Below are 23,462 nucleotides of genomic sequence, written 5' to 3' on the forward strand. Positions count from 1 at the left end.
CGCCTTACGGGCGGCGCGTCGGCGAGGGCAAGGGCCGAATGACACGCCATGCCCGTGCCGGCCCGCTCAGCGCGACCGGTTCGAGCCAGTCGAACTGCTCGCCACGTTCGAGGCGGGCCGAAAAGCCGGCAGGAAATTTCTGGCGATACAGTTCGGTTTCGCTCAGCCCCGGGCACACCGCAACATAGTCAGCGCCGCTGGCGAGGATCGCCCGCCTTGCATGTTCCGGCCCTGCCGCAAAGGAACGGATGATTGTCGTCATTGGCTGCGGAGAACGATGGTAGCCGGAGCCGATCGCCCGGTGCTGGGTCGTGGCGAGTATCTCGGGACCGACGTCGAGAGGCGCGAAGATCAAGCTGGGTGGCAACTCGGCGACTGATCGGATGTCAGTGATCGTCCTGCAGGTCTTTCCGGCCTCGCTTAGCGCAGTTCGATGGTGCCACACTGGGTCGCCGCTCCTCGCCCACGCCAGACCAGCGACCGCGAGATAACCAGGTGACGCGATGATCAGCGCTGCAGCGGTTGCCGCTGTTCTTACAGCAACATTGGGGATGGCGCGCGCTCGCATGAGCAGGGCGAGCAGCATGGCCGCGGCACCTGGAATCGCCAGAGCATTGGCTGTTGCTCCGGCGCGATCGACGAACACCGTCACCGTGGTCGCCGCAATCAAAAGCACAAGCAACATGGCCCAGCGTGGCTTGTGTTCCGAATCTGCCCTTAACCATGCGGCGGAGGTGGCAATCAGGCCCACGACTGGAACTGCCATCGTCACAAACGCCTGATAGATCGGCTGCTGCCACACCGGCCGGCCTTCGAGAACATTCAGGTACCAGATCTGGTAGGCGAGCGGCGGAAGCGTTGCGAACGGCCCCGAGAGGCATTGAGGTGCATACAGGATCAGAACGACCCCGGTAACCGCGCCTGCGATGGCCAAAGATGCGAAGCGAGCGATCGCCGTGGATCGGCCGATGGACACAGCCACCGAGGTGCTCACCGCCGCCACCGCAAGCGTCAGTAGCCAGGCCGGAGATATGGCGTCGCACGCAGGTTGGAAGAAGCCTGGCCCCCGAGTCACCAGATGGAGTGCGATGGCGGAAACCGCGAGAACCCACATCATCGCCAGCAGGAACGAACGCCGTTCAGGCTTCCAGACCCAGGCCACGGCGGCAACCGCGGCAATGCTGATCGCGATTGGCAAGCCTTCGATCGAAATGGTCAGCAAGGCAGCCAGTGCCAGTCCGCCGAGCGCCCCAAGGCGCGCTGAGGGCCTGTGTAGCAAACATGTGACCGCCACCAGTGCCAGGACGACCTGCCAACCGTGATGATCGATGCGCAGCGGGCGCATCTGCGCCACCAACGGCAGGGTCAACGGCGTCAGCAATGCGGCATATCGAGCCGCTTCGACCCCCGCCGTGCGACGGGTGATCTGCACCAACAGCAGCATTGTCGCGAGCAGCAACAGCAACGGTACGATCGTCATGGCCAATCGCGTTGCGGCAGGTTCGCCGAACAGCGGCGTAGCGGCGATCAGAATGGCGGCCAACGGCAAGTCGACCAGCCGCGACCAATGCATGGGAAAGTGGCCGTGGTTGAACCGGTGCTGGGCAACGTCCCACCAGCTCTGACCGGCGAGCCAGTCGCGCACTTCGAGAAGGCGCATTGCGTCGTCCGGGTCCGAAAAGCGAAGGATAGTGATATCCTTGGCGCCGATCATCAGGAAGATGAGCGACGCGATGAGCCAAGCGACGAGCGCAGCGCGCATCACGCCGCCGCTGTTCCCGCTGCCGGCAGCAGCGCCGGTTTGCCGCGATGCGGGCACGCTCATATCCGTCGCTGTTCCGTGCATCGACGCCAAATCTCGCTCGCTGAGGGTGCCGGTTCGGCCTGTTTCGCAGGTCACTCGGGCAGTAATCGGCCGCCCTCCGGGCTCAAGCGGCCTTCAATCGCTCGGGGACGGCCCGCAGGCTGCCGAGTGCGACCTGCTCTCCCTCGTTCCCGCTTTCATGGTATTCAGCGTCTTCGTTCACGGCCCAGATATCGTACACCCGAGCGCCCGCCTCGATGTTGCGCACCGTCAGCATGGCCGTCATCATCGCGTGGTCCTGGTTGTTGTAGCGATGCATGCCGTTGCGACCGACGCAGTGCAGCGTCGGATAGCGGGCCTCGATCTCCTGCCGCATCATTTCGACATTGGCCGCATAATGTTCGTCATAGACGGGATAGGCCTTTTCCTGGCGCACCACCGTGCCCCCGACGACCTGCTCCGCGCGGCACAAGCCGAGCTGCGCCATTTCCTTCGTCGCAAGTGCAACAAGCTCTTCATCGCTCGATGCCCAAAGCCCGTCGCCTTCGAAGCAGAAATATTCGAGCCCGACGCAGGCGAGGTCAGGATCGGGCACCATCTCCGGCGACCAGGAGCGGAAGTTCTGAACGCGGCCGACCTTCACCTTGGAATCGTGGATGTAGATCCAGTTATCCGGGAACAAATCCGGCGACCGGATCATCAGCGCCACCGTCAGGAAATCGCGATACTTCAGGTTGGCCGCTTCCGGCAGCGTCGCGGGCAGCGGATGCAGCCGGCTGGCCAGTTCCCGCATCGGAGCGGAGGAAATGACATGAGTCGCCCGGATGGCCACCGGCTCGCCAGCCGAGTCCACCGCAGTGACCGTCCACTGGTCCGTCACCTCATTGAAAGCGAGTTGCTTCAGCTTGTGCCCCATCAGCACGCGATTGCCGTGGCCGATCACCAGATCGCGCGCGGCTTCCCACATCATGCCCGGGCCAAGGCGCGGATAGCGGAAGCTCTCCAGCAGCGTCTTTACCGCCATGCCGTCATTGGGTCGCTTGTTAAGGCCAAGGCTGCGCTTCAGGCCGTCCGTTACGGCACCCCAGAGCGAGAGCCCCTTGATACGCTGTGCCGCCCAATCTGCGCTCATCTCGTCGCAGGGCATGCCCCACACCTTCTCGGTGTAGGTCTTGAAGAAGATCGAATAAAGCTTCCAGCCGAACGCATTGACGGTCCAGTCCTCGAAGCTCTTCACCTTGCGGTTCGGCAGCGCCTTCGCTTTCGCAAAGCTCGCCATGCATAGAGCGGATCGGAAAATGCCGAGGTTCCACAGCGCTTCGAACGCCCGCAGCGGATAGCTGTAGAATTTGCCCTCATAATAGATCCGGCTCATCCGGGGCCGCTCGATGAAGTCGTCAGGCAGGATCTCATTCCAGAGATCCACCACTTCCTGAGACTTGGAGAAAAAGCGGTGGCCGCCAATGTCGAAGCGGTAGCCGTTGTGCTCCACGGTACGGCTGATCCCGCCGACGTAGCGCGGATCCTTCTCGATCACGGTCACGGAATAGCCGGCCTTGCCGAGCAGATATGCTGCCGTGAGGCCGGCGGGTCCTGCGCCGATGATCGCAACATCAACCGCGCCGTCATTCTTCGCCATCTGTGTGCAGCCCCATAGCAGTGCATCAGGGGCAATGGAGGAGGATGGTTGAGTTGTGGTTAACGATGCGACACGGCCGCTGCCCCTCGCGAGAAGCAGCGGCGGCCATGCTGGCCCGGGTCAAGGTGGCCGAGCCGGCACCCCTGACCGGGCGGCCTGAGGATCAACGGCTCGCCAGATGCTGCAAAGCCGGGCGATCGCGATTGTAGACGTCCGCGACATATTTGACACCGCCCGCATCGGGGCTGGCGGTGAAATACATCAGATAGACGGGCACTGGTTCGGGCACCGGGACATGCTGCTCCGGCGCAGAGCTTTCCGGTTTCAACGTCCGACTGAACAGCCATTTCCCGAGCCGACCGGCATCCTCCAGCCGCACGCAGCCGTTTGAAAAGTGCCGATCCGCCTTGGCAAACAGGTTCTTCTGCGGCGTATCGTGCAGATAGATGCCGAGATCATTCGGGAACATGAATTTCACCGATCCCATCGAGTTTCCGCGACCCGGCAGTTCGCGCACCCGCGGCTCGACGGTGCCGGCCTCGACCCCGCGCCAGTCGATCGTCGACGCTGGAATGACGCGGGCGTTCGCCGTCCAATCGGACAGCGCCTCATATCCCTGTCGTTCCAAGGAGACGCCGGACAGCACCTTCGGCGCGATCCGCTTGCGCACCAGATCCACCGGCACGTTCCAATAAGGATTGAGCGTGGCATAGCGCACCAGGCCCGCCATCATCGGCGTCTGCGTCTCGGGAGTGCCGGCCACTACCCGCATCGTCCCCTGCTCGGCACCACCTTCATAATACCACAAGCGGGCAGCCGCGGCATCGACAACGATGTGGCGGGTCCAGGCGTCCGGCAACAAGCGCGCACGTTCCAGGTTCAGCCGCAGAAGTTCACGCCGGTCCACCGGCGGCTTCGCCGCGCCGCGATTGAGCGCCGCCACGGTACGAGCACCCGCCAGACCATCGGCCGGCAAGCCGCGCGAGGACTGGAACCGCCGCACCCGATCCCTCAGCGCATCGTCATACGCATCCCCTTCCGGAAGGCCGAGGCGCGCACGCAGCAGCGCCACTCGCTCACCCGTCATGCCGGGGCGAAGCAGCGGACCTGAAGGTACGTTTACGCGAGCATCGCCGTTCCCGGGTTCAGCGCTTAGCAACGCTTCACGAAGCTGACCGTAAAGCGGGCTCATCCAGCCGAGGTTTCGCACATAGTCTAGCGTCGATTTCGCCAGCGCGGCGCGGCGCAGGATCGCGTCCGGCTTGGCGCGAGTCGGCTCCAGCGATTCTTCGAGGTAGCGGATCTCGATCCGCGGCTCGCGCATGTCGCGCACCAGATCCGCAAGTGCGCCGCTTAGCGCCACCTCGAGGGAGGCGAGCGAGCGTAGGTTTCCGCTTTCCGCATCGTCGATCAGGCGCCGCAATCGTTCCGGCGAGTATCGCTCTGGGTCGAGGCCATCGACCTCCACCGTTTCGATCACGTCCACCAGGGCGCTGGCCTGTGGCCCCGGTGCTTCACCGACGATCCACAGCGGCCAATAGCCGCGCGCGCGATAGAAGTCCCTCAGCTTGCCGCCGACCTGCTGGCGGATCGCCGAAGCGACCGCATTGGCGGGCGCGCTGGTTTCGGAGCCTGTCTGCGCGACGGCAGCGCCCGGAAGGGCTGCCGTCGACGCAAGCAAGAGGATGGATAGTGCCAGCCGGCCCGCGCGCCGGGCCGGCGCGCCGCGGCCGGCCAACAAACTCAGCCTCGCTCGCCGCGCGGCGTGGGCGGCGGCGGCGGTGGCGGCGGGGTCGGGCACGGGGGCGCGGTGAAGGGCACGTAGGTGCCGTCCGGCGTGTAATAGCCGTCGACCATGCCGTCGCCATCCCGGTCGGCGGCCACCGTACCGGCAAGCGCACCCGGACCAAGCGGCGGAGCCGGCGCTACCACTTCTTCCCGATTGTTTGCACAAGCGGTGAGCACGGTCGCGCCAAGCAGCAGCGCGCCGAATGTTGCACCCTTCATTGCAATCTCCCTTGAACTCGGGGCGAGTGCCCCAGGCTCATGTTCAACGCCGATCGCAGCAGGATCGTTCCTGAAGGATAACGATCGCGCGGCGGGGCCGTCGAAGAAACCGCAATCTCAAAGTTAGCGGCGGAAGTGCGCCGAAGGCGCAAGTTGCAAGTCCCCCCGGGCGAATGGCCGCATCGACCCGGTGCGAAGCCGGGGCGGAGGACCGATGCGCCAGAGGGGAAAGGCTTAGCGGCCGTCGCGGCGACCCAGCAGGCGCAGGCGAAGCGCGTTCAGCTTGATGAAGCCTTCCGCATCCCGCTGGTCATAGGCGCCCTGATCGTCCTCGAACGTCACGACCTTCTCGCTGTAGAGCGAGTTGGGCGACTTGCGGCCGACGACGCCGACATTGCCCTTGTAGAGCTTCAGCCGCACCGTGCCGGAGACCTTCTCCTGGCTATAGTCGACAGCTGCCTGCAGCATCTCGCGCTCGGGCGAGAACCAGAAGCCGTTATAGACCAGCTCGGCGTATTTGATCGCCAGCTCGTCCTTCAGGTGCGCTGCGCCGCGATCGAGCGTCAGCTGCTCGATGCCGCGATGGGCGAGGTGATAGATGGTGCCGCCCGGCGTCTCGTACATGCCGCGGCTCTTCATGCCGACGAAGCGGTTCTCGACCAGGTCGAGCCGGCCGATGCCATGCTTACGGCCAAGCTCGTTCAGCTTGGTCAGCAGCGTCGCGGGCGAGCATGCCTCGCCGTTCAGCGCCACGCCGTCACCGCGCTCGAAATCGATCGTGATATATTCCGGCGCGTCCGGCGCGTCCTCCGGGTTCACGGTGCGCGAATAGACGTAATCCGGCACTTCCTCCCACGGATCTTCGAGCACCTTGCCCTCGGACGAGGTGTGCAGAAGATTGGCGTCGGTCGAGAACGGCGATTCGCCGCGCTTGTCCTTCGTCACCATGATCTGGTTCTGCTCGGCGAACTCGATCAGGCGGGTGCGGCTGGTGAGCTCCCATTCACGCCACGGCGCGATCACCTTGATGTCGGGCGCCAGCGCGTAATAGCCAAGCTCGAAACGGACCTGGTCATTGCCCTTGCCGGTCGCCCCATGGCTGACGGCATCGGCGCCAACCTGACGCGCGATCTCGATCTGGCGCTTGGCGATCAGCGGCCGCGCGATCGACGTGCCGAGCAGGTACAGCCCCTCATACGTCGCATTCGCGCGCATCATCGGGAAGACGTAATCCTTGACGAACTCCTCGCGCAGATCGTCGATGAAGATATGCTCGGGCTTCACCCCGGCCAGCTCCGCCTTGCGGCGCGCCGGCTCCAGCTCCTCGCCCTGGCCGAGATCGGCAGTGAACGTCACGACTTCGCAGTTATAGGTCTGCTGCAGCCATTTCAGGATGACGCTGGTGTCGAGGCCGCCTGAATAGGCAAGGACGACGCGCTTGATGCCGGCGTCGCCGACGGGGCGCTTGATGGAGGAGTCGGTCATGGCGCGCGCGTCTAGGATCAGTTGACGCTCGCGACAAGACTTTGGGGATCAGCAGTGGATCACCCGCGGTTATGGCCGCCGTTCCGGATCCACTTTGCGAAGGCTCAGACCACCGGATCGTCGAACGCGGCCACTTCCTGTTCGTCCGGCTCGCGCAGGGCGAACCAGCAATAAACGAACAATGCGACGCATCCGACCCCTGCGACCAGATAGGGCAGCGAATGCCAGACCTCATACAAGCCAACGCCGATCGATGGCCCCAGGACAAAGCTGGCACCGTTGACGCTCGTCACCTTGCCCGCGACGGAGCCCTGCGCCTGCGGGCCGACCGCCAGGCTCGATCCGGCGGTGAAGCCGGGGCGGGTGAAGCCGAAGCCGAGGCTCGCGAGCGCATAAGCGGTGGCGATCCCGTAGAGCGATGTCGCCATGCCGGTGAGTGCCGTGCCTGCCGCCGCCAGCACCAGACCGACGAGCACCAGCGCGCGGGGTGCGAGATTCAGGGTGGGAATGATGCCCCATTGCGCCAGCAGTGCCGTGCCGGCGCCCATCATCAACACGATGCCGGTCGGTTCCAGCGCAAGCGCCGGCGGCAGGTTCAGGCGGTCAATCACCAGAAAGCCGATCGCCTGCCCCGTCATAGCCTGCGCATGGCCCATCACCAGCCCTGCGATCATCCAGGTGCGGATGCGGCGATCGAAGTAGCTGATCTTTACCCCGCCCCTGGGCTCCGTCGCCCCGCGCACGCTGGCGCCGGTCCCCTGCCCGCCGATCGACGGATAGCCGTTGGTCCCGCCATGGACCGCCTCCGCCATGTTGCGGTCGTCCGGCAGCATTGCGCGGATCGTCAGAAACATCGCCACGCCGAAAATGGTGAAGACAAAGGCAGGCCCGGCGAGCCCGACCTCGACCGAACCGATGTGGCCGAGGATCAGATAGGGAGCGATGGCCGGGCCCAGGATGGTGCCCAGCCCAAAGGCACTGGCAATGAGGGTCAGCGCGCGGGTCCGCTCCTCCCGCGTGGTATCGCCGGCGACCATCGCCTGCACGGCCGGCGGCGCGGCCGAACCAAAGGTGCCGTAGATCAGGCGGCCCATGATGAAGAGAATGAACGCGGCCGTCCCGCTGATCCAGCCATTGATGCCCGCCGCCAGGAACACGCCGCAGGTGGCGAGGCTAAGGCAGAAGCCGCCCATTCCGAGAAGGATCATCATGCGGCGGCCATGCCGATCGGAGCGGTTGGCCCAAAACGGCGCCGCGATCACCCAGAGCAATGCCGACACCGAGAACGCCGCCGCAACGGCACTGTCGGCGACGCCCAGCGAACGACCAAGCGCAGGCAATACCGATTGAAGTGCAGTATTGCCGGCGGCGATGGTCAGCATGACCATGAACATCAGCGCGAATCGCTTGTCGAACGTACGTCGCGGCCGCTTGCGCCGTCTCGCGGCGCTCCTCTCTTGTGCCGGATCCCCTGTCATACGGTTCGATTAGGCGCTTGGGAGCCGCGCGCAACCCCGCTATGGCAACTCTCCTGCTTGTGCCGCGTTCGGCACAGTTACGATCTTTCGGGGAGTTGTTGTTCCTTCATGTCAAGCTCCACCAGTGCGGCGCGCCGCGTGAAAACCAGCGCCAATGGCGTGCCCAAGCCGTGGCAGATGTTCTTCTCCGGCTTCCTGAAGCATCCAGTGATGGTGGGATCGGTTATCCCGTCGTCGGCGAAGCTGATCGACAAGATGCTTGCGCCGGTCGACTGGGCCAATTGCAAGCTCTTCGTGGAATATGGACCTGGGGTCGGCACGTTCTGCCGCCCGATCCTCGAACGGATGGCGCCGGACGCGACGCTTATCGCCGTCGACACCAACGTGGACTTCATCCGCTACCTCAATCACACCATCTCGGACTCGCGCTTCGAGGCGGTGCATGGCTCCGCGGCCGACGTGGAGTCGATCGTTGCCGAGCGTGGGCATGAATCGGCCGACTACGTCCTCTCCGGCCTGCCGTTCTCGACGTTGCCGGCCGGCGTCGGCCCGGCGATCGCATCCGCCACCCACCGGGTCATCCGCCCCGGCGGCGCCTTTCTCGTTTATCAGTTCAGCCCCAAGGTCCGCGACTTCCTCGCGCCGCATTTCGGGCGCATCGACCACGACATGGAATGGTGGAACGTGCCGCCGGCCCAGCTCTACTGGTGCTGGAAAGACTGACGGCCGGTTTCGGTCCGTCCCCTTCCCCTAGAAGTGCCGGCCAGGCCGCCGGCATCTCTCCTCGAGATATTGACACCGTCCCCTCGCGGCGAGACCGTCAGATCCGCTCCGGCGCGAGTGACCCGCCGGAGCGCCCCATCGTCAAACCGCTGAAAACCAAAAAGCCCCGCAGGTCATGGCGACCGCGGGGCTTTGTATATGGTGGGCGCGACAGGGATTGAACCTGTGACCCCACCCGTGTGAAGGGTGTGCTCTACCGCTGAGCTACGCGCCCGATCGAAACCGGAAGCGGGCCTTTAGGGGGCAAGATTGCCCCTGTCCAGCCCGCAAACCGCTCCGTTCGCAAAAATTGGATCAGTTCAGAGAATCCTTCAGCACCTTGCCGGCCTTGAACTTCGGCTGGCTGGACGCCTTGATCGTCATCGGCTCCCCGGTGCGTGGGTTGCGACCAGTGGATGCCTTCCGCTTGGTCACCGCGAAAGTGCCAAAGCCGACGAGACGCACTTCATCGCCCTTCTTCAACTGCGCGCTGATCGTATCAAACACGGCTTCGACGGCCCGGGTCGCATCGTTCTTTGCGAGCCCGGACACATTCGCAACCGCCGCGATCAACTCCTGCTTATTCATGCACCGACCCCCGTTTCGCTGTGCGGATATTCAAAAAAGTGGACTCGGCCGCGCAGGGCCGGTCGTACCAGTAAGACGGCTGGTCCGTTCAGTGTCAAACGAAACCACGGCGGCTGCGATGAACCGCCGTGGTTACCGTTTTCCTACGCTGAAGCCGACTTAGTGGTGAAGTTCACCCCCGGCCGGCGCGATCGGGGCCGGCGGCTGGGCCGCCAGTTCGTCCGCGTCGGTCCAGTCGATCGCCTCCAGCGGCTCGGTCAGCGCCAGGCGAAGCACCTCGTCGACATGCGTCACCGGGATGATCTTCAGGCCATCCTTGATGTTCTGCGGGATGTCCGCGAGGTCTTTCTCATTCTCCTGCGGGATCAGCACCGTGGTGATGCCGCCGCGCAGCGCCGCGAGCATCTTTTCCTTCAGGCCGCCGATCGGCAGCACCCGGCCACGCAGCGTGACCTCGCCGGTCATCGCCACTTCCTTCTTCACCGGCACGCCGGTCAGGGTGGAAACGATGCAGGTGACGAGGCCAATGCCGGCCGACGGGCCGTCCTTCGGCACCGCGCCCTCGGGCAGGTGGACGTGGACGTCCTTGCGGTGGAACAGGCTCGGCTTGATCCCGTAAGACGGCGCCCGCGCCTTGATGAAGCTCATCGCCGTCTCGGCCGATTCCTTCATCACATCGCCCAACTTGCCCGTCAACTTGATCGCGCCCTTGCCGGGCACCGTCACGCTTTCGATCGTCAGCAGCTCGCCGCCCACTTCGGTCCAGGCGAGGCCGGTGACGGCGCCGATCTGGTTCTCCTCCTCGGACAGGCCGTGGCGATACTTCTGCACGCCCGCGAACTCGTGGAGGTTCTCCGGCGTGATCGTCACGTCGGTCGCCTTGCCTTCCAGGATCTGGCGCAGCGCCTTGCGCGCGAGCTTGGCGATCTCACGCTCCAGTGTACGCACGCCCGCCTCGCGGGTGTAGCGCTGGATAAGCGCGCGCAGACCCTCCTGCGTCAACGTGAACTCGCCGTCCTTCAACCCATGCGCCTCGATCTGCTTGGCGATCAGGTGACGCTCCGCGATCTCAACCTTCTCGTCCTCGGTGTAACCCTCAAGACGGATGATCTCCATGCGGTCGAGCAGCGGCTGCGGCAGGTTCAGCGTGTTCGCGGTGCAGACGAACATCACGTCGCTGAGATCGATATCGATCTCCAGATAGTGATCGTTGAACTTGCTGTTCTGCTCCGGATCCAACACCTCGAGCAGTGCGGAGGCCGGGTCGCCGCGGAAGTCCTGGCCCAGCTTGTCGATCTCGTCGAGCAGGAACAAGGGGTTCGCCGCACCTGCCTTGCGCAGGTTCGTCACGATCTTGCCCGGCAGCGAGCCGATGTAGGTGCGGCGGTGGCCGCGGATCTCGGCCTCGTCACGCACGCCGCCCAGCGACTGACGGATGAACTCGCGGCCAGTCGCCTTGGCGATCGACTTGCCCAGCGAGGTCTTGCCCACGCCCGGCGGGCCGACGAGGCACAGGATCGGCCCCTTCAGCTTGTTGGTGCGCGCCTGGACCGCGAGATATTCGACGATCCGGTCCTTCACCTTCTCCAGCGCATAATGATCCTCGTCGAGGATCGCCTGCGCGGCGGCAATGTCCTTCTTCAACTTGGACCGCTTGCCCCATGGCAGGCCGAGCAGCACGTCGAGGTAATTGCGCACAACGGTCGCCTCGGCGCTCATCGGCGCCATGGTCTTCAGCTTCTTGAGCTCGGCCGTTGCCTTGGTGCGCGCTTCCTTGGAAAGCTTCAGCGTCGCGATCTTCTGCGTCAGCTCGGCGAGCTCATCGCCCTCGCCTTCCTCGCCCTCATTGCCGAGCTCGCGCTGAATCGCCTTCAGCTGCTCGTTGAGGTAATATTCGCGCTGCGTCTTCTCCATCTGGCGCTTGACGCGGCTCTTGATCTTCTTCTCGACCTGCAGGACGCCAAGCTCGCCTTCCATAAAGGCAAACACCATCTCCAGCCGGCGAGCCGGATCGGTTTCGATCAGCAAGGATTGCTTGTCGGCAACCTTGATCGAAATATTGCCCGCCACCGCATCGGCGAGGCGCGAGGCATCCTCGATTTCGCCCAGCTGCGAAGCGGTTTCCGCGGGCAGCTTGCGGTTCAGCTTGGCATAATTTTCAAACTGGTCGATCACCGAGCGCATCAGCGCGGACACTTCGGTGCCTTCCGCCGTGACTTCCTCGATCGGGATCACTTCGGTGGTCATGTACGTGCCAGCGTCGGTCAACCCACCGAGCCGGCCGCGCAGCTTGCCTTCCACCAGCACGCGCACGGTGCCGTCCGGCAGCTTCAGCAGCTGAAGCACGGTTGCGGTGACGCCGATGTCGTAAAGGTCGTCTGCCTTGGGGTCGTCTTCAGCCGGATCGAGCTGAGCGACGAGGAAAATCTCCTTGTCTGCAGCCATGGCTGCCTCGAGCGCCGCCACGGACTTGTCGCGGCCGACGAACAGCGGCACGATCATGTGCGGAAACACCACAATGTCGCGCAGCGGGAGAACGGGGAAAGTCTGGGTCATGAACACTCCGGTGCCGCTTCGAACAGGCGGCATGCTTCTTTTATATGGGGTGCGCGCGGTTTCCATCAATCATCGCACGACGATCATGGAGCAAAGCTCCCTTTGATCGCATTTTAGGACCACATGATCTCTTCACCCCTGTGGCTGGCCGCCCTGCTCCTCACCCCGGCGTCGTTGCCAGGTCCGACCGGCCTGCCACAAAAGGGCGAACCGCCGCTCACCGCGCAGACGCAGATTTCCGGCGGCCCCCGCCCATCCGAGCAAACCGCCGTGACGTTCGACCACGCGGACCTTTCGATCGAGGTACGCCCGAAGCAGCGACGCATAGAAGGCTCGGCAATCCTGTCCTTCACGGCGCGGGCGCCGCTCGCCAGCCTTGTGATCGATCTCGATCGCAACCTCCCCGTCGCCGCCGTCGCCGTCGACGGTGAGCCTCTGCCGAAACGCGCCTGGTCCAATCCGGACGGGCAGTTACGCATCGCTCTTGCGCGGCCGCTTGCCGCCGGCGAAAAGGTGAGCGCGCGGATCGATTATGCAGGCACCCCGCATGTAGCGGCAAACGCGCCCTGGAACGACGGCATGGTCTGGAGCACCACGCCTGACGGCCGACCATGGATCGCCAGCACCACCGAAGGCTATGGCTGCGATCTGTTGTGGCCCTGCCTCGACTTCCCCGCGGGAGAGCCACGCTCGGTCGACCTTCACATTATTGTCCCTGCCGGGCTGAAAGCGCCTGCCAACGGCCGGCTGATCGGCGTCGAGACCTTCCCCGACGGTCGTACCCGCTGGAACTGGCAAGCCCGGCAGCCCAACACTTATGCAATAGCGCTGGCGATCGGCCCGTTCGAGGAAGTCACCGCCATTTACCAGAGCCGGTACGGAAACAAGATCCCGCTCCATTACTGGCATCTGCCCGGCAAGGCGGAACAGGCCCGCGCGCTCTTCGCCGAATTTGCGCCCACCCTCGACTTTTTCGAGGAAGTGATCGGGCCCTATCCCTTTGCTGACGAGAAGCTCGGCGTCGTCGAGACACCGCACATGGGCATGGAGCACCAGACCATCAACGCCTACGGCAACAATTACGCCAAGGCACCCGAAGGGTTTGACTGGTTGTTCCAGCACGAACTCAGCCACGAATGGTTCGCCAACCAGATGACGGCGGCGAACTGGGACGATTACTGGCTACATGAAGGCTTCGCCCAATATATGCAGCCGCTCTACGGACAGTGGCGAGAGGGCGACGGTCGATATCTCGTGATGCTGGAGACGCAGCGGAACCGGATCACGAATGTCGCCCCTGTGGTGCGGGACAAGTTGCTGTCGGAGGAAGAGGTCTATGAACCCAGCAGAGGCGGCGCCGGTACCGACATCTATTTCAAGGGTGCGTGGACGCTGCACACGCTGCGCTGGCTGATCGGCGACCGCGCCTTCTTTGCCGCAACCCGCCGCCTCGTTTATGGGCGCCGCGATCCGCAACCCGGCAACTTTGCGCCCCGCTACACCTCCACCCGTGAATTCGAAGCGATTGTGAAAGAGGAAAGCGGTCGCGACCTCGGGTGGTTCTTCGACGCCTATCTGCGCCGCGCCGCGCTTCCGGAGTTGGTGGAGACGAGAAGCGGCGACCGCCTGCGGCTTGAATGGAAATCCGGCGGGCCATTCCCCATGCCGGTCGAAGTGAAGGTCGGCGATCGCATCGAGCGCGTGAACATGGACGCTGGCGCCGCAGAACTCACGCTCCCGCCCGGCGCCCATGTCGCCATCGATCCGATGGCCCGCGTGCTGCGCCGCTCCATTGCGGTTGAGCGTTTTCAGGCGTGGCAGGCGACACAAGCCAGGTTAGCCCGGCCGTGAGCTGAATTGTCACGCCGGATCTATTCGGCGGTTGTGTGCCCGGTCCTAGAGACCTGTCGGTAACGCGCTGGATCGCCAGCCTGGCCTACTCCGTGGTCGCTGCGCGATCATCCGAACAGTCGTTTCAGGCTGCGCTCCAGCATCACGAACTGCCACAGCGTGCGACCATGTTCCTCCCGCCCGGATCGATGCGCCTCGGCTATCCTACGCAGCGCCTCCATGTCGAACCAGCCGGTGTCGGAAAGAGTGCGGGATCGTGAAAGTGCGGCCGCTTCGCCCGCCAGTGCTCCGCGGAACCACTCGCTTACCGGCGTGACGAAGCCCATCTTCGGGCGATAGAGGATGTCCTCGGGAAGATACCGCTCCATGGCCTTCTTCATCAGCCATTTGCCCTGGCCGTGGCGCAGCCGCATCGATGATGGAAGGCGCGCCGCGAACGAGACGAGCCGATGGTCGAGCAACGGCTCGCGCGCTTCCAGGCTCACCGCCATGCTGGTCCGGTCGGTCTTCGCCAATATGTCTCCGGGCAGCCAGATCTTCATGTCGGCATATTGGGCGCGGTCCAGCGGGTCGCGTGCGGGCGCCGCGCGCATGGCTTCGACATAACGGTCCTCGGCGCGATAACCGCTCATTGCGCGGCGCGCGGCATCGTTGAACAGAAGTGCGCGCATGGCGGGCGTGGTGACACCGACCGATCGGGCATAGGCCTCCGCACCGTCGTCAGCGAGCGCCAGCAGTGTCGTCTTCGCGCGCAGCGGCCGGGGCGCCCAATCCGCTTTGGGGTAGAGGCGGCCCAGCGTGCCGAACACGCCGCTACGAAACTGCTGCGGCAATAAGGCTCGCACCCGTTCCTCGGCCGCCTGGAACCGATAGCGGCGATAGCCGGCCATGATCTCGTCGGCGCCGTCACCCGAAAGCGCCACCGTCACGCTTTCGCGAGCGAGCGCGCATACCTGATAGGTGGCGAGCGCCGAGGCGTCCGCAAAGGGCTCGTCGAATGCGGCAACCACGCGATCGATGAGGCCGAAATTCTCCGAACTGACGACGCGCGTATCGTGATCGGTGCGGAACCGTTCCGCTATTGCGGCGGCATAGGCTCTTTCATCATGCCCGGATTCCGCAAATCCGATGGTGCAGGTGCGGACAGCCTGCGGGCTCGCTTCCGCCATCAGCGCAACGACGGCTGAGCTATCCACGCCCCCCGACAGGAAAGCGCCGAGGGGCACGTCGGCCACCAGACGCGATCGCACCCCCTCGCGCATATGCGCGATCAGCTCTTCTTCGAGCGCCTTCGCCGAGCCGGTCGCGCGATCGGCAAAGGACACGTCCCACCATTGCACCGGCGCCGGCACTGGCTTGCCACGCTGCACCAGGAGATAATGGCCGGCCGGCAGCTTGCTCACGCCCGCCACCACGCAGGCGTCGTCGGGCACGTAACCGAAAGCGAGATAATCCTGGATCGCTCGGAGGTCAGGCACGCGGCGCAACAGCGGATGGGCAAGCAAGCCCTTGAGTTCCGATGAAAAGGCAAGCGCACCATCGGCGAGCCGGGCATAATGGAGCGGCTTCACCCCCAAGCGGTCCCGCGCCATGAACAACTGCTGCGTGCGGGCATCATGGATGACGAAGGCGAACATGCCGTTCAGCCGGTCCAGCATTCGCGGACCCCAGGCTGCCCAGGCGGCAAGCAGCACTTCGGTGTCGCCGCTGGTTTGAAATACCCAGCCTTTGGCGCCGAGCTCCGCCCGCAACTCACGGTAATTGTAGATGCAACCGTTGAAGAGCACGGAAAGCGCACCCTCCCCACCATGCATCGGCTGCGGTGAGCCCTCCACGTCGATGATGGACAGCCGCCGGTGGCCCAGACCGACGCCGGGCGCAGTCCACACACCCTCGCCATCCGGGCCGCGGACCGCCATCGCATCGGTCATCGCGCGGATGCGGGCGGGATCGACGGGCTTTGGTGTCTCGGGATAAAATAGCCCTGCCAGTCCGCACATCAGCGCATCACCTCGGCAGACACATGGTCGATTGAGCCAAGAGCGGTGCGGAACCGCGCGATCACGCTCGCGGCGTCATGCTCCTTGCCCTCCTCGGCAGAAAGATGAAGCGCGACGGCCGCCGGCTCGCCGCCGATCAACCGCGCCTGCAGCGTCGCTAGCTTGACCACCACGGGGCTGTTGGTCACCCTTCCCGCTACCCGGTACCAGGTGGCGACCACGCGCTCCACCGGACCTGGCGCCGTGATCCGCATTGCCGAGCCGCCGTCGATATCCGGCAGGAACGCCACGCGCACCCAGCGATCGCTCTCCCGCAGGACGCCCGTACCGTAAGAGATCACTTCCTTGCCTTCCTCCTGCCGGGCGAAAACCGCGATGGCGAGATCAACCGCATGACCGCTGCCGTCGACATAGCGCCCAATGAGGCGATGGTCTGCGCCGGGATAGAAAGGCTCCCAAGGCGCCCCCTTGCTTAGCGGGGCGCGGGTCCATCCTGGCACGTCCGGAAGGTGTAACTGCGGGGGCAAGTGCTGTGTGCGCCCGCCGATCGCAGCCGCCCAGATCGCAAACGCCGCGCACCCTGAAATGATCAGGACAGCAGCCAACGTCACGCTGATCCGATGTCGCCGAGGTGCAGGCAAATCGGCCGGATCAAAGGCAGCTTCGTCGGGCGCGCGATCGAACCATCGCCAACCGCCTGCCATTACCGCCGCCATCACCAAGGCAAAGAAGACCCAGCCGTAGACGATATGGTCAAAGCCGGTGGCGGCCTGAAGGCCGAAGAACTGCGCCGCCCAGATGGTACCAAACGCCCGCACGCCGTTTGCCAACACCGGCACCACCAGCGCCACTGCCAGAAACGTGGCTCTTCTACGCGAAGAGCGGAAACAGGTGTTGGCAACAAGTGCGGCGAACGCGAGCATCGAGAGGACGAATTTCGAACCGGAACAGGCTTCGGCCACTTCAAAATAATATGGGCCGGCATGGATCAGCACGCCCTCAACTGCCGCGGGGACACCCGCCAGGTGAAGCAGCGGCATGACGATCGACACGGTGATCTGCTGAAGCGGCGGCTCCAGCCATTCCCCGAACGGAACGGCGAAAAAGGCATAAGCGAGCGGAAACAGGAGAGCGCGGCCCACATGCGGGCCCAGCACCGTCACGGCGGCGCCCTGCAGCATGATCACCACGCCGAAGTGCCGGGCGCCCGCAACGCCAGCGGCTTCGCCGAGCAGCCATCCGGAACAGCCCGCCGCGACAATCGCTAGCCCGGGCCACCAGGCGACGGGCGTCAGCGCCCCAAGCTCTCGCCTTCGCGTCCAGATCAGCCACGCAACTACAGCTGGGATAAAGAGACAGTGCCCGTACGTGGTGCTGGTCCACCACAAACGTACAAGATCGGCGACATCACGCTGGAAAAGCAGCAACACGCAAAGCGACGCGAGCGCGAGCGCCGCCACATGCATACGCCAGCGCCCGACAATGGCGTCGGCTGTCCCCGGGTGAAGTGCGGTATTCACGCGGCCGGGCTCGCCGCCCCAAGCCCAAGAAGGTCATCGAGGGAAGCCAGCCGGGCTTCCCATCCGTAGCGCTTGATCACCTGACGCCTCGCCGCATCGCCAAGCGCTGTGGCGCCGGGCGGATCCTGCAAAAGCGCCATGATACAGTTCGCATATTCGCGGGCATCGGACGCGATGCGGATGGTACCGGCATGGTCGATTCCTTCCGCTGCACCGGTGCTGGCAACCACCGGGCGAGCCATCGCCATTGCCTCTAGCACCTTGTTCTGTACGCCGCGGGCAAGTTGCAGCGGCGCCACCACCACGTCCGCCGCGGCAAGCCAGCCACGGACATCCGTCACCTCTCCGGTGACGGTCACGTCTGCTCCCGCCAGCGCTTGCACCGCCGGTGTCGGCGCCCGACCCACAATTGCGAAATGCACGGCGGGAAGAAGCGGCAGGACCGATCGCGCAAACCATGTCACAGCATCCACGTTCGGCCGGTAATCCATTTGACCCGTGAATACGAGGAGCGGACGCGGGCTTGAAACCGGAGCGGCAACGGCGGGATCGTAAAGGACCGTGTCGATGCCGTTCTCAAGAGCACGACTTCCCGGCAACAGGGCTGCTTCTGATGCGCTGACGAACAAGGATTCGTGCACACGCGCCGCCACTGAACGCTCAAAGGCGGCGAGAAGCCGCGCCTCGCGGCGCATCATCCATCGCATCGGTCCCAACGCATCGTCTGCATAAGCGGCAAACTTCGCTGAATCGAGATCAACGAAGTCCATGATCGCTTTAGGGCCAGTCGCCGGAAGATATTGTGCCATCTGACCGGAGAACGCGTAGATAGCGTCCAAGCGACGATGCGAGAGAATGTCGTTGACCGCCCCCCTCACCCGTCGATCGGCGAAGGCGGTTAGCGAAACAGGCTGACCGCTCACCAGAGCCTCAGCAGCGGCGCGCAGTTGCGGTTTGGTCCGCGGAACCAGCACGCATTCATCGACCAGCGCCCGATGTTCGTCCGTGATGACGGCATCATCATCCACGAAGGCGATCAGATGAACGCGCGCGCGCGCCGACAGATGCTTGAGGATGTTGAAGCTGCGAATGCGATCGCCGCGGTCAGGCGGAAAGGGCGCCCGATGCGCCAGGAACAGGATTTCCACCTCAGCCCAGCCCTCGGCTGATCCAGGGTCCAAGGAGGTTGGCCACCGGCAACGGCAGCTTCTTCCAGGTGCGCACCATCAGCGCATATTTCGGGTTGAGCGGGTTTACGTCGCGCGCCGGCCCGGAGGACCATTTGGCGTAGCAGAGTGGCTGTCCTGCGAAGCCCCAGTTCTTCTTGAACGCCGCAGGTCCGGTTCCCGCCTTGGAGCGCCCGAAGTCGAAACGGTTACAGCCACGCGCTCGAGCGTGCGCCATCAAAGCGAAGTACATGCGATCATTGGCGCGCAGCCGGCGCGCCGCTTCGACCCCGCCCCCCCAATAGGGGAAAACCGTGCCATTGAAGTAGAGGCTGAGCACGCTCGCGACCGCACGTCCATGATGACGCACCGTCAGGATATCGGCGTCCATGTTCTTCAGCACTTCACGAAAAAGCGCGCGCGGGAAGACAGGGGTTCCAAGGTTCCGAACCGACTCGGCGTACACGCGATAGTGCTCATCGGCGAGATACAGTCCGCCAGTGACCACCTCCAGATCGTTCGCCAGCGCCTTGCGGAGCTCCGCACGCTGCTTACGCGGGACGGCGTTCAGTTCTGCCTCATCGTCAGCTGCCAATGGCTTGACGAAGCCAAGGTAAGTTTCGTCGTCGACAAGCCAGTCAGCGGGAAGCGCACCACCGCGGAGTTCGACCGTCGGCAAGCCAAGGGCACGAGCAGCCGCGGCGAGTGGTTCAACGCCCTCGCCCAGCACGCCGCCAGCAACGGCAAAGCCGGAAGACACCAATGCCTGGCCGAACACTGGTGAGCGCATCTCCGTCAGCGGCAAATAGCCGACCATCTCGCAGCCACGCTCCGCAACAAGAAGGCGCGCCCGCTGACCGCAGCCACGCTCAACCGCACGGAGCCAGGTGGCGAGGTGAAAGGGCGTGGCGTCAGGATGGGCGGTGACAAAGGCATCAATGCGAGCATCTTCCCCCGACGCCTCGCGAACCGACAGCTCCTGATCAGGAGCGGCGTGCTTCACTGGCGCGTCTCTCGGGCGGCTACCTCATCCACCCTGCCCCATTGATGACGCCCCAGCAGGCCGCGGAGCTTGCCCTTCATGGCGCCGATGCGGCTGTAGTGCCGAAGGCGGGAGCGCAGGGGGGCATTCGCAACGCGTGGCTGGCCAGTATCAACTTCCCAGGGGTGGAAGTAGAACATGCCCGCGCGACCAGCAGCGTTTGACTGACGCACCGCCACATCCGTCAACGCGGCGGGAAGCAACCGGAAGAAACCACCGCCCACCGCCATGCGGCGGCCGCCAACCTCAGCGACGGACACCGGGAGTTCGATCAGTGAGCTGTCGCGCAGCGGACGCCAAGCGAAACGCGGGCTGTCCCGCCAGCCGTAATGGTCATGCGCGACGGGGGCGACGCTGGAGGAGTAATCATAGCCTTCCTCCGCCAGCACCGGGTGTGCCCAAGGCGTGCGGGCGTCGATGGAGAAGCTTGGGGCTCGATAGCCGGTGACTTTGACGCCTCCGGCGTCCTCCAAAGCCGCACGAGCCCGGCGGAGATCGTCTCGAAACTGCGCCGAACTCATGGTGAAGACGCGCTGATGATCCCAACCGTGGCTCGCGACTTCATGGCCGCCCTCAGCAATCCGCCTGACCAGCGCAGGATGGCGCGCTCCGACCCAGCCGAGGGTGAAGAAGGTCGCCGACACGCCGCATTCGGCGAACAGATCCAGGACCGCGCTCGTGTTGTATATCACGCGGCTTTCAAGGCTTTCCCAATCGCCCTTGTCGATGGTGTGTTCGAATGCGCCGACCTGGAACCATTCTTCCACATCTACCGACATGCCATTGGTGATCGTCTCACCGTGGGCGGCTTTTCCGCTGGGTAGGCCGATCATCTCACGCTGCCGCGCCGCGCACCGCTTCCAGTCCGCCGCGGGGTGCGGGAGCATCGCTTTCGACCCAGTCCACAAGCAACGTCAGCATCCGGCGAAGCGCGGCGTCCTGCTCCTCCACCCGCTGTTCAAGACGGGCAATCCGCTGCAGCAGCTCGGGATTGGCCGCCAACTGGGAATGGCCGTCCGTTGGCCGCGCCGCCGCGGATGGTGCGTTCGGCACGGCGCGTACCGCGGGCGTGATGCTGGAGGCGCTGGGCAAATCCCTGGCGGCATCCGCGCGTACGGTGTTCACCAGCGCAGCGTCGATCACCTTGGCCTCGGTGATCGCGGCGTGCAGCAGCACTCGTCCCATCAACTGGTTCAAGCGGCGCGGCACACCGCCACTTGCCCGGTGCAGTACCGGGAAGACATTGTCCGCGAAGCTGGGCGCGCCGGTCCATCCGGCGATCTTCAGCCGGTGATTGACGTAGCTCGCCACTTCGTCAGGAGCCATCGGTTCGAGATGGTGGATGGCAATCACCCGCTGTCGCAGTTGCTCGAGCCGGTCGGAACCGTTGAGGCGTTCGCGAAACTCCGGCTGACCCAGCAGGAAGATCTGCAGCATCGCGCGGCCGCCTGCCTGGAAGTTGGAGAGCATGCGAAGCTCCTCCAGCGCAGACACCGGCAGCGCCTGCGCCTCGTCGACGATCAGCAACGTGCGGCGCCCGGTGCGTGCGACGGCATGAAGGCCTCGCTCCACGAGCGTCAGCAGCTCCGCCTTCGAACGTCCAGCCGGCTCGATGTTGAGCCCGGTCGCGACCACCCGGAGCAGATCATCCCCCTCGATCGCGGTGGACACGATCGTGATGACGTTGAGGTTGGCGGGATCGATCTGTGCCGTAACATGGCCGACAAGCGTCGTCTTGCCGGCGCCGATATCGCCGGTGATGACAATGAAGCCTTCACCTTGGGCCAAGCCATAGCCCAGATATGCCATGGCCTTGCGATGGGTCGCGGAGTCGAACCAGTAACGCGGATCGGGCGTCAGCTGGAACGGCCGCTCAGTCAGGCCAAAATGTTCCTCATACATGCCGGGCCACCCCTTCAGATTGCTGTCCGGTTAGAATGTGTAACGGGCGCCAAGCAGCGCCTGCGCCGACCACTGGCTATCGAAGCCTTCTTGATCGAACGTGTAGAGACCGAGCGATGCGATGGTGCCCAGCCGTCCGAACTGACGAGAATAGCTGCCGGTCGCACCCAGGTTGAACACGCCGTTCGCCACGGGCAGGCCGCTGTCGTAGTAATTGGCGAACAAGTTCACATCGACCTGGGAAACCCGGCTTAGCGCACGCGACCAGAAAAGCTGGGCGTAATAACTCTCGTCGGTGACCGCGATCGCCACTGTGCCTGGGGCGACAACCGGTGTGTTCAACCGGCGATTGGCATAGCCCGCGCCGACGCCGTAAGCCGTGCGGCCCTGCGTGGCGGATACCACGGCATCGATCCCGCGCGCCCGGTAGCTGGCCGTCGAGATGGACTGGAACACGTTGTTCAGGCAGCCGCCTGCGTCCGCCCCGCTGCCGCCGGCATTGCTGCCGAAGATGCAACCGTTGAACTGCTGTCCAAAGGGACTGGCCGTTCCCTGAAATGCGGTGGGCAAGTCGCGAAGGCCATCTCGAAGCTGACGGCCAAACGTCTCGATCCCGTCGTAAACGACGACCTGAAGACCCGTATTTCGCGCCATCTCCCAGTTCAGAGAGCCGAAATACGTCTCCCCGCCATAGCGATAGCCGGCATTCGCCTGGAGTTCGAAGCGAGGGCTCGGGCGCCAGATAACGCCTGCGTCATAGATCAAGCCGTCCGTATTGTAGGCGATCCGTTCTGGCGACGCGGGGTCCGTGACGAAGCGTCCATCCCGGTCAACAACAGGGTTACCGGCGGCATCAACCAGGGCGTCCCGCTGGGTGGCCTTGATCTTCTCGTAGCCCGCACCGGCGCGCAGGGCGACCGTGCGGCTTACCGGCAGCGTCACGTCGCCGCGGGCGTAATATCCTTCGTACTTCTGCTCGAGTTGGCCGGCCTCTTCACGCTCATAGGCACCGCTAACGGTAACGCCCACGGGCAGCACGGTTCCCGCGGCCACGCCAGCGGACGCCTGGGCAAGGACGCTCTTGGAATCGTCGAAATAGTCCAACCGCGGCTGACCCGGACCCACGCCCGTGACTACTGGTGATTCCACCTTGGTGTAGCCGCCGAAGGCCGAGGCTGCGATCTGCACCGGACCTGCGCTGGTGGTAAGGCTCGGTCCGGCATAGACGGAGTAGACCTGAGTGACATTGTCGACATTGCCGACGAAATTCCCGGGCGCTGCGCCCCGGATGTCCGCTCTGGCCCGGGTCGCGACCGCGCCGCCCTCGAGCGAAAAGCCGGGCGCCACGGAAGCGGAGGCGCGCGCAAGACCGGTGTGCACATTCTCGTCCGCCACCCGGTCATCCCACTGGATGCGCCGCTCGTAACGGTAGCTGACCTGCCCTTCGGCCCGGCGCCCGGTCACGCCGGCATCAACGCCGACGGCGATCTGCGAATATGTCAGAACATCGTCGTTGCTGAGATTGGCATCGAGCACCTGACTGAGCTCGATATAGGGCGCCACATAACGATCGCGCGCCTGGGCGCCGCTAGCGGCCAGAACCATCGCCAGGGCGATGCCGTGAGCCAGTGCTGTATCCCGGAGCCTCAGCACGTTACCTTC

Annotated in this window: 17 protein-coding genes and 1 tRNA gene; 2 read left to right on the forward strand and 16 right to left on the reverse strand. The window is 64.5% G+C overall.

All coding sequences use genetic code 11. The features are described from left to right. Nucleotides 1–4: 4 nt before the first annotated feature. The 6 genes from LK535_RS05805 to LK535_RS05830 all read right to left on the reverse strand — a co-directional run bounded on the left by LK535_RS05805 (nucleotide 5) and on the right by LK535_RS05830 (nucleotide 8,329). Nucleotides 5–1,825 carry a hypothetical protein gene (locus LK535_RS05805; RefSeq protein WP_227770891.1) on the reverse strand — a complete coding sequence of 607 codons (1,821 nt, stop codon included), beginning with the start codon at nucleotides 1,823–1,825 and terminating at the stop codon, nucleotides 5–7. A 103-nt stretch (nucleotides 1,826–1,928) separates the two neighbouring features. After that, complete coding sequence (locus tag LK535_RS05810; RefSeq protein ID WP_227770892.1) at nucleotides 1,929–3,443, reverse strand: NAD(P)/FAD-dependent oxidoreductase; 1,515 nt, start codon at nucleotides 3,441–3,443, stop codon at nucleotides 1,929–1,931. 163 nt (nucleotides 3,444–3,606) lie between these two features. Continuing rightward, on the reverse strand, nucleotides 3,607–5,181 hold the full coding sequence (locus LK535_RS05815; RefSeq protein WP_227770893.1) for a L,D-transpeptidase family protein: 1,575 nt from the start codon (nucleotides 5,179–5,181) through the stop codon (nucleotides 3,607–3,609). Between the two features lie 5 nt (nucleotides 5,182–5,186). Beyond that, complete coding sequence (locus LK535_RS05820; protein WP_227770894.1) at nucleotides 5,187–5,450, reverse strand: hypothetical protein; 264 nt, start codon at nucleotides 5,448–5,450, stop codon at nucleotides 5,187–5,189. 234 nt (nucleotides 5,451–5,684) lie between these two features. Continuing rightward, complete coding sequence (locus LK535_RS05825; RefSeq protein WP_227770895.1) at nucleotides 5,685–6,935, reverse strand: argininosuccinate synthase; 1,251 nt, start codon at nucleotides 6,933–6,935, stop codon at nucleotides 5,685–5,687. 104 nt (nucleotides 6,936–7,039) lie between these two features. Next, nucleotides 7,040–8,329 carry an MFS transporter gene (locus LK535_RS05830; RefSeq protein ID WP_227770896.1) on the reverse strand — a complete coding sequence of 430 codons (1,290 nt, stop codon included), beginning with the start codon at nucleotides 8,327–8,329 and terminating at the stop codon, nucleotides 7,040–7,042. A 192-nt stretch (nucleotides 8,330–8,521) separates the two neighbouring features. Between LK535_RS05830 and LK535_RS05835 the strand changes: the two genes are divergently transcribed. After that, nucleotides 8,522–9,136, forward strand: coding sequence for a class I SAM-dependent methyltransferase (locus LK535_RS05835; protein WP_227770897.1), 615 nt, complete (start codon nucleotides 8,522–8,524; stop codon nucleotides 9,134–9,136). Nucleotides 9,137–9,335: 199 nt separating this feature from the next. On the opposite strand, the gene LK535_RS05840 is transcribed toward LK535_RS05835, so the two are convergent. The 3 genes from LK535_RS05840 to lon all read right to left on the reverse strand — a co-directional run bounded on the left by LK535_RS05840 (nucleotide 9,336) and on the right by lon (nucleotide 12,319). Further along, nucleotides 9,336–9,410 (reverse strand) — tRNA-Val (locus LK535_RS05840). An 80-nt stretch (nucleotides 9,411–9,490) separates the two neighbouring features. Then, the gene (locus LK535_RS05845; protein ID WP_088331639.1) at nucleotides 9,491–9,763 is read right to left on the reverse strand and encodes an HU family DNA-binding protein; all 273 of its coding nucleotides are present in this window, start codon (nucleotides 9,761–9,763) and stop codon (nucleotides 9,491–9,493) included. A 159-nt stretch (nucleotides 9,764–9,922) separates the two neighbouring features. Beyond that, nucleotides 9,923–12,319 (reverse strand): endopeptidase La, encoded by a 2,397-nt coding sequence (gene lon / locus LK535_RS05850; RefSeq protein WP_227770898.1) that lies wholly within the window; start codon nucleotides 12,317–12,319, stop codon nucleotides 9,923–9,925. A 123-nt stretch (nucleotides 12,320–12,442) separates the two neighbouring features. Here lon and LK535_RS05855 point away from each other — a divergent pair, with 123 nt between their 5' ends. Then, entirely contained in the window at nucleotides 12,443–14,170 is a 1,728-nt protein-coding gene (locus LK535_RS05855) for a M1 family metallopeptidase (protein ID WP_227770899.1), read from the forward strand. Between the two features lie 107 nt (nucleotides 14,171–14,277). Here LK535_RS05855 and LK535_RS05860 read toward each other — a convergent pair whose 3' ends face one another. The 7 genes from LK535_RS05860 to LK535_RS05890 are packed head-to-tail and all read right to left on the reverse strand — an operon-like array spanning nucleotide 14,278 to nucleotide 23,453. Next, nucleotides 14,278–16,170, reverse strand: a complete 1,893-nt coding sequence (locus LK535_RS05860; RefSeq protein ID WP_227770900.1) for an XrtA/PEP-CTERM system amidotransferase — start codon at nucleotides 16,168–16,170, stop codon at nucleotides 14,278–14,280. After that, complete coding sequence (xrtA, locus tag LK535_RS05865; protein ID WP_227770901.1) at nucleotides 16,170–17,690, reverse strand: exosortase A; 1,521 nt, start codon at nucleotides 17,688–17,690, stop codon at nucleotides 16,170–16,172. Before xrtA ends, LK535_RS05860 begins: the two co-directional genes overlap by 1 nt. After that, nucleotides 17,687–18,871, reverse strand: coding sequence for a TIGR03087 family PEP-CTERM/XrtA system glycosyltransferase (locus LK535_RS05870; protein WP_227770902.1), 1,185 nt, complete (start codon nucleotides 18,869–18,871; stop codon nucleotides 17,687–17,689). Before LK535_RS05870 ends, xrtA begins: the two co-directional genes overlap by 4 nt. After that, nucleotides 18,840–19,859: a FemAB family XrtA/PEP-CTERM system-associated protein gene (locus tag LK535_RS05875; protein WP_227770903.1), complete on the reverse strand. Its 1,020-nt coding sequence runs from the start codon at nucleotides 19,857–19,859 to the stop codon at nucleotides 18,840–18,842. The genes LK535_RS05870 and LK535_RS05875 overlap by 32 nt, the downstream gene beginning before the upstream one ends. Continuing rightward, complete coding sequence (locus LK535_RS05880) at nucleotides 19,856–20,731, reverse strand: XrtA system polysaccharide deacetylase (RefSeq protein ID WP_227770904.1); 876 nt, start codon at nucleotides 20,729–20,731, stop codon at nucleotides 19,856–19,858. The genes LK535_RS05875 and LK535_RS05880 overlap by 4 nt, the downstream gene beginning before the upstream one ends. 1 nt (nucleotide 20,732) lies before the next feature. Then, the gene (locus LK535_RS05885) at nucleotides 20,733–21,800 is read right to left on the reverse strand and encodes an ExeA family protein (protein WP_227770905.1); all 1,068 of its coding nucleotides are present in this window, start codon (nucleotides 21,798–21,800) and stop codon (nucleotides 20,733–20,735) included. Between the two features lie 30 nt (nucleotides 21,801–21,830). Continuing rightward, complete coding sequence (locus tag LK535_RS05890) at nucleotides 21,831–23,453, reverse strand: hypothetical protein (protein ID WP_227770906.1); 1,623 nt, start codon at nucleotides 23,451–23,453, stop codon at nucleotides 21,831–21,833. Nucleotides 23,454–23,462: the final 9 nt, after the last annotated feature.

It is taken from the genome of Sphingomonas sp. IC4-52 (assembly GCF_020707225.1).
GTDB lineage: Bacteria > Pseudomonadota > Alphaproteobacteria > Sphingomonadales > Sphingomonadaceae > Sphingomonas.

Bases quoted from the DNA above. Each gene is read 5' to 3' on its own strand.
- LK535_RS05805 (WP_227770891.1), bottom strand. From the start codon at position 1,825: ATGAGCGTGCCCGCATCGCGGCAAACCGGCGCTGCTGCCGGCAGCGGG.
- LK535_RS05810 (WP_227770892.1), bottom strand. From the start codon at position 3,443: ATGGCGAAGAATGACGGCGCGGTTGATGTTGCGATCATCGGCGCAGGA.
- LK535_RS05820 (WP_227770894.1), bottom strand. From the start codon at position 5,450: ATGAAGGGTGCAACATTCGGCGCGCTGCTGCTTGGCGCGACCGTGCTC.
- LK535_RS05825 (WP_227770895.1), bottom strand. From the start codon at position 6,935: ATGACCGACTCCTCCATCAAGCGCCCCGTCGGCGACGCCGGCATCAAG.
- LK535_RS05830 (WP_227770896.1), bottom strand. From the start codon at position 8,329: ATGTTCATGGTCATGCTGACCATCGCCGCCGGCAATACTGCACTTCAA.
- LK535_RS05835 (WP_227770897.1), top strand. From the start codon at position 8,522: ATGTCAAGCTCCACCAGTGCGGCGCGCCGCGTGAAAACCAGCGCCAAT.
- LK535_RS05845 (WP_088331639.1), bottom strand. From the start codon at position 9,763: ATGAATAAGCAGGAGTTGATCGCGGCGGTTGCGAATGTGTCCGGGCTC.
- lon (WP_227770898.1), bottom strand. From the start codon at position 12,319: ATGACCCAGACTTTCCCCGTTCTCCCGCTGCGCGACATTGTGGTGTTT.
- LK535_RS05855 (WP_227770899.1), top strand. From the start codon at position 12,443: ATGATCTCTTCACCCCTGTGGCTGGCCGCCCTGCTCCTCACCCCGGCG.
- LK535_RS05860 (WP_227770900.1), bottom strand. From the start codon at position 16,170: ATGTGCGGACTGGCAGGGCTATTTTATCCCGAGACACCAAAGCCCGTC.
- LK535_RS05880 (WP_227770904.1), bottom strand. From the start codon at position 20,731: ATGATCGGCCTACCCAGCGGAAAAGCCGCCCACGGTGAGACGATCACC.
- LK535_RS05885 (WP_227770905.1), bottom strand. From the start codon at position 21,800: ATGTATGAGGAACATTTTGGCCTGACTGAGCGGCCGTTCCAGCTGACG.